The sequence below is a fragment of the Variovorax multivorans genome, from assembly GCF_051216835.1.
Taxonomy (GTDB): domain Bacteria; phylum Pseudomonadota; class Gammaproteobacteria; order Burkholderiales; family Burkholderiaceae_C; genus Variovorax.
The window spans coordinates 506,326-520,212 of sequence record NZ_JBPJZL010000005.1 but is presented as its reverse complement, the minus strand read 5'-3'; the positions used below and the strand labels follow the sequence as shown (position 1 = coordinate 520,212).

General features: G+C 64.2%; 14 protein-coding genes. 6 read left to right on the top strand and 8 right to left on the bottom strand.

Going from position 1 to position 13,887, the window contains the following annotated elements; translation table 11 throughout:
* Positions 1-3 precede the first annotated feature (3 nt).
* The 3 genes from ACSFCA_RS15785 to ACSFCA_RS15775 all read right to left on the bottom strand — a co-directional run bounded on the left by ACSFCA_RS15785 (position 4) and on the right by ACSFCA_RS15775 (position 3,755).
* Positions 4-1,608: an ABC transporter substrate-binding protein gene (locus tag ACSFCA_RS15785; RefSeq protein ID WP_258353670.1), complete on the bottom strand. Its 1,605-nt coding sequence runs from the start codon at positions 1,606-1,608 to the stop codon at positions 4-6.
* Positions 1,609-1,806: 198 nt separating this feature from the next.
* The gene (locus tag ACSFCA_RS15780; RefSeq protein ID WP_258353671.1) at positions 1,807-3,297 is read right to left on the bottom strand and encodes an NAD(P)/FAD-dependent oxidoreductase; all 1,491 of its coding nucleotides are present in this window, start codon (positions 3,295-3,297) and stop codon (positions 1,807-1,809) included.
* 62 nt (positions 3,298-3,359) lie between these two features.
* Positions 3,360-3,755 (bottom strand): nuclear transport factor 2 family protein, encoded by a 396-nt coding sequence (locus ACSFCA_RS15775; protein ID WP_435460127.1) that lies wholly within the window; start codon positions 3,753-3,755, stop codon positions 3,360-3,362.
* Positions 3,756-3,892: 137 nt separating this feature from the next.
* Here ACSFCA_RS15775 and pdxR point away from each other — a divergent pair, with 137 nt between their 5' ends.
* The 4 genes from pdxR (at position 3,893) to ACSFCA_RS15755 (ending at position 8,562) form a co-directional block, all read left to right on the top strand.
* Positions 3,893-5,431, top strand: coding sequence for a MocR-like pyridoxine biosynthesis transcription factor PdxR (pdxR, locus tag ACSFCA_RS15770; RefSeq protein ID WP_435460126.1), 1,539 nt, complete (start codon positions 3,893-3,895; stop codon positions 5,429-5,431).
* Between the two features lie 166 nt (positions 5,432-5,597).
* Positions 5,598-6,611, top strand: a complete 1,014-nt coding sequence (gene tauA, locus ACSFCA_RS15765; protein WP_435460125.1) for a taurine ABC transporter substrate-binding protein — start codon at positions 5,598-5,600, stop codon at positions 6,609-6,611.
* 285 nt (positions 6,612-6,896) lie between these two features.
* Positions 6,897-7,685 carry a taurine ABC transporter ATP-binding protein gene (locus tag ACSFCA_RS15760; RefSeq protein WP_435460124.1) on the top strand — a complete coding sequence of 263 codons (789 nt, stop codon included), beginning with the start codon at positions 6,897-6,899 and terminating at the stop codon, positions 7,683-7,685.
* Entirely contained in the window at positions 7,678-8,562 is an 885-nt protein-coding gene (locus ACSFCA_RS15755; RefSeq protein ID WP_435460123.1) for an ABC transporter permease subunit, read from the top strand. The genes ACSFCA_RS15760 and ACSFCA_RS15755 overlap by 8 nt, the downstream gene beginning before the upstream one ends.
* Here ACSFCA_RS15755 and ACSFCA_RS15750 read toward each other — a convergent pair.
* A complete protein-coding gene (locus ACSFCA_RS15750) occupies positions 8,480-9,493 on the bottom strand; it encodes a LysR family transcriptional regulator (protein WP_258353676.1) in 1,014 nt (337 codons plus the stop codon). The genes ACSFCA_RS15755 and ACSFCA_RS15750 overlap by 83 nt on opposite strands.
* Before the next feature lie 149 nt (positions 9,494-9,642).
* Here ACSFCA_RS15750 and arr point away from each other — a divergent pair, with 149 nt between their 5' ends.
* A complete protein-coding gene (gene arr / locus ACSFCA_RS15745) occupies positions 9,643-10,038 on the top strand; it encodes an NAD(+)--rifampin ADP-ribosyltransferase (protein ID WP_258353677.1) in 396 nt (131 codons plus the stop codon).
* A 182-nt stretch (positions 10,039-10,220) separates the two neighbouring features.
* Here the strand turns inward: arr and ACSFCA_RS15740 are convergent, their stop codons facing one another.
* A complete protein-coding gene (locus tag ACSFCA_RS15740) occupies positions 10,221-10,766 on the bottom strand; it encodes a hypothetical protein (RefSeq protein WP_435460122.1) in 546 nt (181 codons plus the stop codon).
* 400 nt (positions 10,767-11,166) lie between these two features.
* Between ACSFCA_RS15740 and ACSFCA_RS15735 the strand changes: the two genes are divergently transcribed.
* Entirely contained in the window at positions 11,167-12,324 is a 1,158-nt protein-coding gene (locus ACSFCA_RS15735; protein ID WP_435460121.1) for a serine hydrolase domain-containing protein, read from the top strand.
* 211 nt (positions 12,325-12,535) lie between these two features.
* On the opposite strand, the gene ACSFCA_RS15730 is transcribed toward ACSFCA_RS15735, so the two are convergent.
* From ACSFCA_RS15730 to ACSFCA_RS15720, 3 genes are all read right to left on the bottom strand, one after another.
* Positions 12,536-13,081, bottom strand: a complete 546-nt coding sequence (locus ACSFCA_RS15730; RefSeq protein WP_435476990.1) for a hypothetical protein — start codon at positions 13,079-13,081, stop codon at positions 12,536-12,538.
* A 50-nt stretch (positions 13,082-13,131) separates the two neighbouring features.
* Positions 13,132-13,455: a hypothetical protein gene (locus tag ACSFCA_RS15725; RefSeq protein WP_435460119.1), complete on the bottom strand. Its 324-nt coding sequence runs from the start codon at positions 13,453-13,455 to the stop codon at positions 13,132-13,134.
* A gap of 130 nt (positions 13,456-13,585) precedes the next feature.
* Positions 13,586-13,861 carry a hypothetical protein gene (locus ACSFCA_RS15720; protein ID WP_435460118.1) on the bottom strand — a complete coding sequence of 92 codons (276 nt, stop codon included), beginning with the start codon at positions 13,859-13,861 and terminating at the stop codon, positions 13,586-13,588.
* Positions 13,862-13,887: the final 26 nt, after the last annotated feature.

Sequence of the window (13,887 nt, the reverse complement as noted above, 5' to 3'; positions counted from 1 at the left end):
GCCTTACTTGAGATACACCTCGTCGAGCGGCGACAGCGGCCCCCAGATGGTGGTCGGCACGTTGCCCACCTTCTTGCTGGTGATGGTGTGATACGGCACCTGGTTGATGAACTCGATGGGCAGCTCATCGGTCACGATCTTCTGGAAGGTCGCGTAGTAGGCCTTGCGCTGTGTCGGATCGATCAGGCCGCCGGCTGTGTTGAGCAGCTCGTCGACCTTCGGGTTGGCGTACGACTGCGTGTTGGTCCACACAATGGGCTTGATGTTGGTCGACAGGTAGGTGCGGTGCACGCCGATGATCGGGTCGCCCCAGTTGAACACCGCGTCCATCGACATGTCGAAGTCGTGCGAGGCCAGGCGCTTGGCCCAGGCCGGGAAGTCGGCCGAGGCGCGCACCTCCACCGTGATGCCCACTTTCTTGAGCTGGCCGCGGATGTACTCGGCCACGTTCTTCTGCTGGTCGTCGCCGCCGGGCAGGTAGTCGATGGTGAGCTTGAAGCGCTCGCCGCCAGCGCCTGCCTTGTAGCCCGCCGCGTCGAGCATCTCGCCGGCCTTTTTGAGGTCGAGCGGGTAGCGCACGAGGTCGGGCACGGCAAAGGGGCTGCTGGCCACCAGCGGGCCGTCGGACACGGTGGCAAAGCCGCCCATCAGCGCCTTGGTGATGAAGTTCTTGTCGATGGACGTGGCGATGGCCTTGCGCACCTGCACGTCCGACAGCGGCTTCTTCGCGGTGTTGAAGGCCAGCCAGTTGAGCGGGCCGATGCCGTCATAGCCCTTGGGCGTGAGCGACACCCTGGGGTCGTTCGCGAAGCGCTTCAGGTCGGTGGGCAGCGTGGCGAAGGGCAGCATCTGGATGTCGCCGCGCTCCAGCCCGAGCACCAGGCTCGCCATGTCGGGCGTGACGTTGACGATGATCTTGTCGAGATAAGGCTTGCCGGGCAGGAAGAACTTGTCGAAGCGCTCGAGCACGATGCGCTGCGCGGGCTTGAACTCCGTCACGCGGAAGGGCCCCGAGCCGATCACGTCGGTGGTGTTGCGCGGGTGGTTCTTCAGGTCTTGCCCATCGCCGTAGATGTGCTTGGGAAGAATGGGGCACAGCGCCGGCGACATCGCAAGCACGATGGCCGGGTGCGGCACGCTCATGCGGATGATGGCTGTGTACGCATCGGGCGTTTCCACCTTCTCGACCGGGCCGAGCATGGTGGTGAACGGGTGGTTGGCCTTGATGGCCATGATGGAGAAGGCCACGTCGGCCGAGGTGACGGGCTTGCCGTCATGGAACACAGCGTCTTTGCGCAGCTTGAGCGTGAGCGACTTGCCGTCGTCGGCCAGCTTCCACGACTCTGCAAGGTAGGGCTGCGGGTTCCACTTGTCGTCGAAGCGCAGCGGGCTCGCGAAGATCTGTGTCGAGGGCAGGGCGGTGGCAATGCCCGACTGCACCGCGCCGTTCAGGTGCCGCGGCGTCTGCGTGCTGCCGATGACCAGCGTGCCGCCGCGCTTGGGCTCATCGGCCGCGGAGGCGGGCTGCGGGAGCAGAGTGCTCGCGGCCAGGAGCGCGGCGGAAAGCAGTGTGGTGCGGCGCGTGAAAAGGGAAAGCGGGAGCTGCATGACAAGACCTCGGAGAGTTCGACACAGGCAATCGGATTCGGCCAACGCCAACGCGAAGACCTTGTGTCGAAGATAGGCGCTTGGTACACACCGGCGAAGAGCCAACGCGGCACGACTCACAGGGCCAGAAGGGGCGGGTTTGCCCCGTTGTGCAGCAGGGGCGTGCGCCACTTCGGTGAATGCGCGCAGGCGGTGCGCCTACTTCTCGTCGCGCAGCCAGTACCACTTGTAGAGCATGCGCTGGCCGATGCGCCGGAACGGCGCGAACGCGCGCGACTCGACCACCCCCAGCACGTTGGGAAAGGGCAGCGGCGAGCGGTAGATGGGCAGCTCGAACACGTCCTTGCCCGAGTCCTTGCCGGCCACGCGCTCGGCCAGCCGCTTGCCTGCCCAGGTCGAGAACGACACGCCGTTGCCGCCGTACCCCACTGCGTACCAGATCTTCTTGCCGGTATCGGGCTGCGTGATGCGCGGCATCATGTCGTGGCTCATGTCGACCCAGCCCCACCACGAGTAGTCGATGCGGATGCCTGCCAGCGGCGGGAACTTGCGCGCGATGGCGTCGGTGAGCAGCTTCAGGTGCACCGGGCCTTCGGCGTCGGCGCCGCTCACCGCGCTGCGGCTGCCTATCTGCAGCCGGTTGCCCTTGAGCAGCCGGTAATAGAAGCGCAGCGTGCGCGTGTCGGTCAGGAAGGTCTGCGACTTGAAGTTGGTGGCTTGCAGCTCGGCATCGGTGAGCGGACGAGTGACCACCGAGTTCGACAGGATCGGCATGATCCGGTTCTTCAGCAGCGGGTTGAGCGCCTGCCCCGTGTAGCCGCCGGTGCACACCGCCACGCGGCGCGCGCGCACCACGCCGGCCGGCGTCTGCAGATGGTGCACGCCGTCGATGGTCTGCCAGCCCTGCACCGGGCTGGATGTGTGCACCGTCACGCCCAGCGCGCGGGCGCGCCGCATCAGGCCGAAGGTGAACTTCAGCGGGTGGATGCCCACGCCTTCGGCCTCGTACATCGCGCCGACAGTCTCGCGCTCGTCGCAGTAGTCGTGGCGCACTTCCTCGGCGCTCATCATGCGGGTGGCGTAGCCGAACTTCTCGCGCATGAGCCGTGCTTCGGCGTCGAGGCCGGCGAGCTTTTCGGGGCGGTGCGCGAGGTAGAGATGGCCGCCGTCGTAGGCGTCGCAGTCGATCTGCGTGGTGAGGTGGCGGAAGTTCTCGAAGCCGCTGCGGATCTCGGCGTCGAGCCGCTTGGCGGTGTCGAGGCCCCAGCGTTCGATCCACTGCGAGCGCTTGAGCCTGCCGCTCGCGTTCTGGCCCTGGCCGCCGCTGCGGCTGGAGCAGCCCCATGCGGCCTGGTTGGCTTCGAGCACGGTGGCGCAGATGCCGTGTTCTTGCGCGAGGTAGAGCGCGGTCGACATGCCGGTGGCGCCCGAGCCGATGATGGCCACGTCTACATCGATGTCGCGCAGCAGCGGGCCGTCGTCTTCCGGCGGCTCGCCGGCGCTGGCCACCCACCAGGTGGGCGCGTAGGCGCGGCCGGCGCCGGGGTCGGGGGCGCGCAGCGGGTCGTACTGCGGGTCGTAGGGGCGGAAGGGGGCCTGCGGCGGCTGTTGCTCGAACGCGGCGGCGTCGATGGCCGCGCTGGCGGTGGCCGTGGCGGAGGCGAACTGCACGGTGCCTGTCATGGTCATGAAGGGCTCCAGGAGAAGGGGAAGAAGAGGGCCGGAAAGAAGTGGGCCGGGGCGTGCTTGCCTTACTTCGCGGCCGGCAGGTTCGGGCGTGCCTTGCGGAACACGTTCTTCAGTTGGATCTTTCCGCCCTTGAAGGTGAAGACGTCGATGCCGTCGGTCTCGATGCGGCTGCCGTCGGCGGCGGTGCCGGTGAAGGTCCACTGCGAGGTGCCGAAGTCGCCGTGCACGAAGTGCTGGCCGTTGATCCACTGCGCATCGGGCACGGCCTGCCATGCGGCGGCAAAGGCCTTGCGCACCGCCTCGGTGCCAACGTGGCGGGTGCCGCAGGCGTCGGGGCCGGCGGCCGTCTGGAAGATGCAGTCGGGCGTCATGAAGCTCATGAGGGCGTCGATGTCGTGGCGGTTCCAGGCGTCGCTGAAGGCGGCAAGGGTGTCGGTGGTCACTGAAGTGGAAGGCATTGCGGTCACGCGGGAACTCCGGAAATTGATGCGGCAAGAGTAGGCAGCCGCCTGCCGACGCGATAGGGCCAGTTGGGAGGATTCGACCGAGCCAGAGCACCACGAACCGTGTGCGCTGCCCTAAACTGCGGCGCACCATGCCCCCGAATCCGCGAGCCACCCAGTGGGCGCAGCTCTTCGCGCTGCCCGATCAACCGGCGCTGCCGCTGCAGGCCCGTTTGCGCGCCGCCGTGGTGCAGGCCATTCTTGAAGAGCACCTGGCGCCAGGCGCGCCGCTGCCTTCGTCGCGCGAGCTTGCCGCGTTGCTGGGGCTGAGCCGCAACACAGTCACTTCGGCCTACCTGCAGCTCATTGACGAAGGCTTTCTGGAAGCGCGTCCGCGCAGCGGCGTGTTCGTGGCGCACGATGCCCGTCCGCTTTCAGCTGTGCATGCCGAGCCGCTGGTGGGCCGCAGCGGGCAGGCGAGCCAGCCGCCCGACTGGTCGGGCCGCGTGCTGCGCTCGCTGGTCGACAAGCCCACGCTGTCGAAGCCTGACCGGTGGCGCGACTATCCGTACCCTTTTGTCTACGGCAACTACGACCCGCAGCTCTTTCCCACCGAAGACTTCCGCGAGTGCTGCGCGCGCAGCCTGGCGCGCTCGCAGCTGCCGCACTGGACGCCCGACTTCGAGACCGACGACGTGCCCGACCTGATCGAGCAGATCCGCACGCGCCTCTTGCCCAAGCGCGGCGTGTTCGCGCTGAAGGAAGAGATCCTGGTGACGATGGGCGCACAGCATGCCTACTACCTACTGGCCGAGGCGCTGTTCGACGAGCAGACGCGAGTGGGGCTGGAAGAGCCGGGCCATCCGCATGCGCGCAACAGCTTCTCGCTGCGGCAGCCGAAGTGGGTGGATGTGGATGTCGATGAAGACGGGCTGGTGGTCGATGCGCTGCCCGCGGCGGACTACCTGTTCGTTACGCCCTCGCACCAGAGCCCCACAACCGCGACGCTGAGTCTCGAACGTCGCCAGTGGCTGCTGCGCAAGGCCGAGCTGCAGGACTTCGTGATCATCGAGGACGACTACGAGGCGGAGAACCTGTACGAAGGCACACCGATGCCCGCGCTCAAGAGCCTGGACAAGACGGGGCGGGTGATCTATGTGGGGTCGGTGTCGAAGAGCCTGTCGCCGGCCCTGCGGTTGGGCTTTATCGTGGCGCCGCGTGCGCTCATCAAGGAGCTGCGCGTGATTAGGCATGCGATGGTGCGGCACCCGAGCGCATTCCTGCAGCATGCATATGCGCTGTTTCTTTCGCTGGGGCACCACGAGTCGCATGCGCGGCGGGTGAACCACGCGATGCAGGAACGGCTTGCCCTGGCTGCCCAGGCGCTGCGGGACCATCTGCCCGATTTCGAGTTCCGGCTGCCTTCTGGCGGGGCTTCGATCTGGGTGCAGGCGCCGACCTGGGTAGATGCCACGGAGCTGTCGCTGATGGCGCGCAACCACGGGGTGTTGATTGAGGCGGGCGATGTGTTCTTTGCGAAGCCGCCGTATCCGTGTCCCTTCTTCCGGCTGCGACTGTCGTCCATTGCGGCCTCGCAGATTCCGGCGGGGATCCGGGCCTTGGGCTTAGCCGTGGAAGAACTGGCCCTGGCGCGCGGCGAGAAGCGGCCAGCGGGCGGACGGACCCACTGACCGGCTGAAGAGTCCGGGGGAGGCAACGCCCCGTCTGAGTGCCATGTGCACCAGAACAAGGGTATTCACCCATCGGCTGGCTCCATGCCCGCCCCGGTGCTGGTACTTCCTGGCTGGAGGCGATGCGTGCAAAGTCGCTGCGAGATTCACCTACTGGAGAAACCCGATGACCATGTCCCGCCGTCTCCCCCTGCAACTCGCCGTGCTGGCCGCCACGCTGGCAGCCTTGTGCGGCACCGCTTCCGCACAGCAGGCCAAGGAAGTCACCTTCGCCCACCAGGACATGCTGGTGCCGCTGCGCCTCGTCATGGAGTCCGGCGAGGTCGAAAAGGCCACGGGCTACAAGATCAACTGGCGCATGTTCGCGGGCGGCGGCGACGTGATCCGCGCGATGGCTTCAGGCGACGTGCAGATGGGTGAAACCGGCTCCAGCCCGCTGACGGCCGCGGCCAGCCAGGGGCAGGACATCAAGCTGTTCTGGATCTCCGCCGACATCGCGAATGCAGAAGCACTCATCGCCCGCAATGCATCGGGCATCAACAGCATGAAGGACCTGGCCGGCAAGAAAGTGGCCACGCCCTTCGTGTCGACCGCGCACTACCAGCTCATGGCCGGCATGAAGATGGACGGCGTCGACCCCAAGAGCGTGAACGTGATGAACATGCGCCCGCCGGAGATCGCGGCTGCATGGGAGCGCGGCGACATCGACGCCACCTTCATCTGGGACCCGGTGCTCTCCAAGATCAAGGCCACCGGCAAGACCATCGCCACCTCGGGCAGCATCGGCAAGCGAGGCGCGCCCACCTTCGAGGGCATCGTGGTCAACGCCAAGTGGGCAGCCGCCAACGAGCCCTTCATGATCGCCTTCGTGAAGGCGCTCAACCGCGCGAACGAGGAATACAAGGCAACGGGCAAGAGCTGGACGCCCGACTCACCGCAGACCAAGGCCATGGCCAAGTGGACCAAGGCCGACCCGAAGGACGTTGGCGCGGCCATGGCGCTGTACACCTTCCCGACGATGGCTGAGCAGGTTTCGCCGACGTGGTTGGGCGGTGGTGCTGCCAAGGCGATGGCTAACACGGCGGCCTTCCTGAAGGAGCAGGGGCGGGTGCAGGAGGTAAAGCCGGACTACGGCGCTTTCGTGACCACTACTTATGTCGAGAAGGCGATGGGCAAGTAGCGGAGGGCGCTCACGCCGACGGCGTGCTCTGCTCCGCGAATGTCCCCCGGCCTGCGGCCTCCTCCTTTATTTCGCTGCGCAGAGCACACCATCGACGTGATCGATGGACGCAGCGGTCGATCGGCCGGCATAAGCGCTGCGTCCATGTGCGAATGGCATCGGGTGCTCCCCGCAGCGAAATAAAGGAGGAGCCGAAGGCGGGGGACATTCGCGGAGGGGAGTACCCGGTGTCATTCGCACGCACCCCGAACAAACGAACAGACGAACAGAAAACGGAGATCTGAAATGCCCACGCTAGACATCCGAGACCTGACGGTCAACTACGCGGTAAAGGGCGGCACGCTGCAGGCGCTGGCCCCCGTCAACCTGACGATGCATGACGGCGACTTCGTCGTAGCGCTAGGCGCCTCGGGCTGCGGCAAGACCACGCTGCTCAACACCATCGCGGGCTTCCTGCCGCCGTCAACCGGCGAGATCCTGCTGGACGGAAAACCGGTAGTCGGCCCCGGCGCCGACCGCGGCGTGGTATTCCAGAAGCATGCGCTGATGCCCTGGCTCAACGTGCGCGACAACGTGGCACTCGGCCTGCGGCTAGGGGGAGTGGGCAAGGCCGAACGCGACCGCATCGCCGAAGAAAAGCTGGGCCTCGTTGGCCTGCAGAAATACGCCGACCGCGCGGTGTATGAGTTGTCGGGCGGCATGCAGCAGCGCGTAGGCATTGCGCGCGCACTCGCCAGCGACCCCGCCGTGCTGCTCATGGACGAACCCATGGGCGCGCTCGATGCCTTCACGCGCGAACAGGTGCAAGAGATTCTTCTGCAGGCCTGGTCCAAGTCGAACAAGATGGTGTTCTTCATCACCCACTCGGTGGAAGAGGCGCTGTTCCTCGCCACGCGGCTCATCGTGATGAGCCCCAGCCCCGGGCGCATCTCGCACGTCTACGACGACGTGCCTTTCTCTCGCCAGTACCTGTCGCACGGCGATTCGCGCAAGGTGAAATCCGAGCCCGAATTCATCCGCATGCGTGAAGAAGTGCTGTCGATCATTCATCATCGCGAGGTTGCCCATGTCTGAGGTGTCGATCGCATCCCCCGTCGCCATGACGCCACCGCCTTCCAAACCCGCCGCATCGCCCGCACCAGCAGCAGGCGCCAAGCTCAAGACCAGCGCCTTCAAGGTGCCGGGCGAAGGCTCGAGCGTGACCATCAGCATCGTCACCGTAGTGGCGCTGGTGGCGCTTTGGTTCATCGTCACCAACATGGGTTGGATCAAGCCGCTGTTCCTGCCCACGCCGCAGGCGGTGTTCCAGCAGTTCTACGAATATCTCACCGGCCAGGCCAACGACAAGCCGCTGTGGCAGCATTTTCTTGCCAGCATGTTCCGCGTGTTCTCTGCCTTCTTCCTGGCCTGCGCCACGGCGATTCCGGTGGGCATCGCGATGGGCATGAGCCGCTTCTGGCGCGGCATCTTCGATCCGCCGCTGGAGTTCTACCGGCCGCTGCCACCGCTGGCGTACCTGCCGCTCATCATCATCTGGTTTGGCATCGACGAGCTGCCGAAGGTGCTGCTCATCTTCCTGAGTTGCTTCGCGCCGCTGGCGCTGGCTGCGCGCTCGGGCATGCGCAGTGCCTCACAGGAGCAGATCAACGCGGCCTACTCGATGGGCGCGAGCTACATGCAGGTGATCCGCCACGTGATATTGCCGTCGGCGTTGCCCGACATTCTGGTGGGCATGCGCATCGCCATCGGCTTCGGCTGGACTACGCTGGTGGCCGCCGAGATGGTGGCGGCCAACATGGGGTTGGGTCAGATGGTGCTGAACGCGTCGAACTTCCTGCGCACCGACATCGTCATCATGGGCATCATCGTCATCGGGGTGGTTGCTTATCTGTTCGACCTGCTGATGCGGTGGCTCGAGCGACGTCTGGTGCCCTGGAAAGGGCGCATGTAGTCGGCGCCATGTGTACGGGCTGCTGTGGTGGCAGCGCCGGGCCTTCGGCCAGCGCGCCCATCGATTGCTCCAGAAAATCGAGCATCGCGCGCATCGCGGCGCTGTTGTGGCGGCGTTGCGAGTACGCGGCATACAGCCAGTGCTCGCGCGGCATGTGCTCGCGCAGCACCGGCACCAGTGCCCCGCGCTCCAGGTGCGACTGCGCCAGCGGCTCGGGCACATAGGCCACGCCCACGCCCCGCAGCGCCAGTTCGATCAGCGCCACGGCGTCGTTGGCTTCCATGCGGCTGTGCACGGGCACGTCGTATGGCTTGCCGTCGGTCTCGAAGGGCAGGTGAGTGGTCGGCTTCGCCGAAAAGCTCAGCACATCGTGCCGCCCCAGGTCTTCGGGCGTCTGCGGCATGCCGCGCTGGGCCCAGTAGCCTGGCGTGGCGCAGACCACCATGTCGAACTGCACCAGCCGGCGCACGATCAGGTTCATGTCGTCGATGCGCCCGCCCGTCAGGTGGATGTCGATGCCTTCCTCGATCAGGTCGAGGTTGTCGTTGGTGAACACCAGGCTCACGTACACGTCGGGGTAGAGCTTGATGAACCCGGCGATCACATCCGAGAGCCAGCCGGCGATAAGCCCGTGCGGCGCGCTCATGCGCAACCGCCCGCGCGGATGCGAGCCGTGGGCCTGCAGGTCGTTCAGCGTGTTCTCGGCCATCGTCACCAGCTGCGTGCTGCGGTCGAGCAGCACCTGGCCGGCATCGGTCAGGCTCAGGGAGCGGGTGGAGCGGTTCAGCAGGCGCACGCCGCTGCGGGTTTCGAGCTCCGCCACATAGCGGCTCACCGTGGCTTTCGACATGCCCAGCGAAATCGCTGCGCGGGAGAAGCTGCGCCGGAACGCGACTTCACGGAATGTTTTGATGAGATCGAGGCCGTCCATGGTGGAGGCATTGTTCCAGCATCGGGGATGAGGCCGTGGGGCGTAGGGGCATACCCAGGCCTGGATCGGACTTCACGCGAGACGGCTTCCGTGACGATCGACACGAGTAGACTCCGCGGCTTTTCCTTTCTGCAGAGGAGCGAGCTGCGATGGCTATCTTGGACGCCGGCCCCTACTTCCACGGTACGCGGGCGGACCTTCAGGTGGGCGATCTGCTCACGGCCGGCTTTCGGTCAAACTACGACGGCCGCGTCGTCATGAACCACATCTACTTCACCGCCTGGCCCAAGGGCGCCGGGCTGGCTGCCGAAATGGCGAGGGGCGACGGCCGTGGCCGCGTCTACATCGTCGAACCCACGGGCGCTTACGAAGACGACCCCAACGTCACCGACAAGAAGTTTCCGGGCAATCCCACACGCTCGTACCGCAGCCGGGAGCCGCTTCGAATCGTCGGCGAACTGGAGACCTGGGAATCCTTCGATCCGGAGTACATCCGGCAGCTCAGGGAGCGCGTACGCGTTGGCATGGGAGAGATCATCAACTGAATCCCGCCTGCCGTGCCCGCGCCGGGTAGCGAACGGAAATGGACTGGGTTGTTGACCGTCTTGGGCCTCTCGGCGCCACTGCTGTGCGGCAGAATTTGGCCAGGAGCGCTCCCTCGCGGCCGACGTTCGAAGCTGAGGCAGGCAGCCGCAACGAGTTCAACCCGCAGGTCCACGGCAGTTGGTCATTTTGGATCGATGACATCAAACTCGAACTGCACCGGAGCGGAGTCTTCGACGTAGGCGCTGATCAGGTAGTGGCCGGCAGGATCGCCATCGGCCACGTCCCAAGACTTCGAAATGGTGCCGTCGTAGATGGTCAGGGTCACGTCCAGCGAAATAGTCTTGCGATCCGCCGACGTACCGTAAGGCTGGCCACCGCTGCCCCACGTCTTCGGCGTTTCCGGCAATGTCACGCGTTCGAGAACGCGGACTTTGCCAGATTTCTGGTTGAGTTTCAGGATCCAACCGTAGTTTTGGTTGATCGCCCGTGGCACGGTGTTCGAAACCTTGAAGTCCAGCACGTCGTTGTTGGGCGCGAGCTTGAAGAGCCCAAAGACCGCATCGAGCGGGCACGCTCCATTCGCTGTCGGGGCGACGGCGCAAGCTTTGAACACGGCGGCATTGGATTCAGAAATGGATCCATGCGATGCGGCGCCCGTTGTTTGAGCGCCAATGTGGGTGCACGCGACCGCGGCGAAAAGAACAAGAAGGTGGCGTAAATTTTTCATGGCGGATGAGGCTCAGCAAGCGACTGTCAAACGATCAAACCTTGCATGTCTTATGGCATAGGTTGAGCCAGGAGCAAGCTCGACCTTCGATGCGAGATGCGCCCGCCATGCTCTCCCGGCGAAACGCAGCAGCAGGATTGCCAGCGAGACCTACTTGAATGTAAGGCTCAAGGGAATCCGGCGGAATCCTAAGCGTCCGCTTTCGAGAGCGTCGCACATCCGCTTTCGGCCCTTTGCGCAGACTTCCCGTGCGGCCACAAGCGGCCAATCGCGAAAGGCTGCTTCGGCGATGCTCTATCCTCATTCAAGAGGTGTGGGATCGCTAACTCGGAGGAGTAGGCGATTGACGCGCGCAGCCTTCGCCGCTTAGCATCAATGCACCTTCCGCCGTCGACGTGTCATGAAACGCCGTGAGTTCGTTCTTGTTGGCACTGCGCTCGCCTCACTCGGCGGGTCGGGGTGCACCCATTCGATCGAAGGCTTCGCCGCGAAAACCTCGCGAGACGATGGCTGGAACATCGCCGCGGGCGACGACAAGCTCGTTGACACCATCGCGCTGAGCAAGATGGCCGATCGGCTTGCGGCTTCGCGCGCGAACATCCACGCCGTGCTCGTCGTGCATCGCGGCAAGCTCGTCTTCGAGCGCTACCTGCAAGGCAGCGATCAGGTGCCGACCAGCTTTTTCGGCAGCCGCGTGGAGAACATCGTCTTCGACGCCAACACGCGCCATGCAATGAAGTCGGCGACGAAGAGCGTCGCGTCGCTCGCCGTCGGCATCGCGATCGACCGGGGGCTGATCCATGACATCGACGAGCCGATCCTTAGCTTCTTCCCCGAACTCGCAGACCTGCGAACGCCAGAATCGGATCGCCTGTTGCTGCGACACGCGCTAAGCATGACGCTCGGTCTCGAATGGATCGAGTCAACGCCCGCGACCGGCGATCTCGCGAACGACGAAACGCGCATGTATTTTTCGGGAGATCCGTGCCGCTATGTGCTCACGCGCCGAACTGCGGCGGCGGCTGGGCAGCAGTTCTTCTACAGTACCGGCGCGCTGGCGCTTGTATCAGCGATCCTGCATCGGGCCACCGGCAAACCGCTCGACGAGTTCGCGCGAGCGAGCCTGCTGGAGCCCCTGGGCATCTCGGGCGAGGAATGGAGCCGAATGGGCAGAGACAGCGACGCCGGCGGAGGCCTTCGCATGCGTCCACGGGACATGGCAAAGATCGGACAGCTCGTGCTGGCGGGCGGCCTCTGGGATGGACGCCAGATCGTGTCGAAGGGCTGGATCGAAGCTTCCACCGCGTCGCTCATCAAGGCAACGGACGATCAGGACTACGGCTACCTTTGGTGGAGCGGCCATGCCGCTGCGCACCGACGAATAGTCCGCTGGATCGGTGCGCTCGGTCGAGGCGGGCAATCGATCCGCATCGTGCCCGAGCTCGATCTCGTCGTTGCCGTGACGGCAGGCTACTACCAGGACTACAGCCCGCAGGCATTCAAGTTGCAGTACGGCGTGTTCAACGATGTGCTGCAGGCTATCTCACCGTCCCGGTGACTCGGCTACCGTGACTGGCGTCCGTGCTGTCAGCGCTTAATTGAACCGCGAAACACCGAGCGATCTTCGCGAAACGCCTACTACGGTGACTGGCCGCTTGGCGATGGCCCACGTTGCACTCGCTACATCCGCTTGGGGCCCCGAGCCGTCTTTGCCATCGCTCCGAAGCGGTCGTCAAAAGTCCCTGATTGAATTTGCGGAACGAAGTCGTTTACTGTTTCACGTAGTTGTCTACGGAAAGGCCATGGAGGCCAGCTCGACCTTCAAGCCTCAGCTTGTCGCCGCGCACGAGTGTTCTCGCGAATTCGGCAGGAACGCAAAGCACAAAGCCAGATAAGACGGAGTATTCAGCCATGCTGATCCGAACCTTGGCGCCGCATGTTCTGCTCCCCGAGAAAATGGCGTCGACCGTCGCAACGCTGCTCGCACGTGGAAAGTCTGCGAAATTTACAGCGATCCGAGGAGTCCAGAGAACAGCTACACCGAACATCACGTAAAGGGTAAGCGAGAAGAAAATCCAGACACCCGGCTTTCCTTTTGTCCTATCTCGCGCGGTTGAAAGAATCAAGATTGCCGTCGGTATTGATAACAGCGCGGAGTACTTCCACGCCAAGGCCATCAGATATTGGTCGGGCGCAAACCATGGGAACCACCATGCCCAAAAGAAGGCCACACCCCCCAAAGCCATGCAACCAAGCGCGAACATCAGCACCAATCGATGGATGGCCGATCGCATTTGTGATTGATCCATTTTCATATCTTGATTGAGAACTCGGTGTGAATGTCCGGAAGTGGCCGCAACGAGCCCTAGTCATCGACCTCAACAATCTCAGGCCCCAATCGACTGAGCTCGTTCCGCTGACCCTCGGTGAAGGTGCGTCGCGCGAGCACAAGCGACTGCAACCCGGTGATGCCTGCCAATGCCGCGATGGTCGCAATGGAGAGCCGCGAGGCATCGAGCGCAATTTGCTGGACGCCTCGCAGACCGCAAAGCGGAATGACCTTATCGTCCGCCAAAGGTACATCCATAAGAGTGGCTGCAAAGACCTCCGCGTCCCACACGTAGCCGCCACCGACGGCTTCCACGCCGTCGAGAATCGACTGATTGGCTTGGTTTTCTTCAGGCGTCATTTTCGGTTCACTGAAAGCGGCGGGAGGCAGGCGCGCCCCGTCTGGAAAGCTGAGAGGCGCCGACGAACTTCCGCTCTTGGCCGGATTCCGCCGCCGCATGGCAGGCCGAACGGACCTGTAGTAGGCATCATTAACCTCCAATTTCGGAGAAGCCGTCGGTGTCAAACCGGCAGCACCATTTGACATGAGACCAGGTGCCCGTTGAGTTGGCCTCAACGACTCCCCGAGCAAACAGCACTTCGTGCGTGCCGTCGTCATAGAGGTTTTCTTCTTGGACCTCAACGGGCAGACCTTCAACGAGTAGCACGGACGAGCCGTTGATGTCCTTCCGGAGATCGGTCTGGGACAGCATGACGAGATCGCGCTCCAGGAGTTCGTTGAAATCAACGGAGAAGCGAGGTGGCATATCGAATGTCTGGAGCTGGCCAAAAC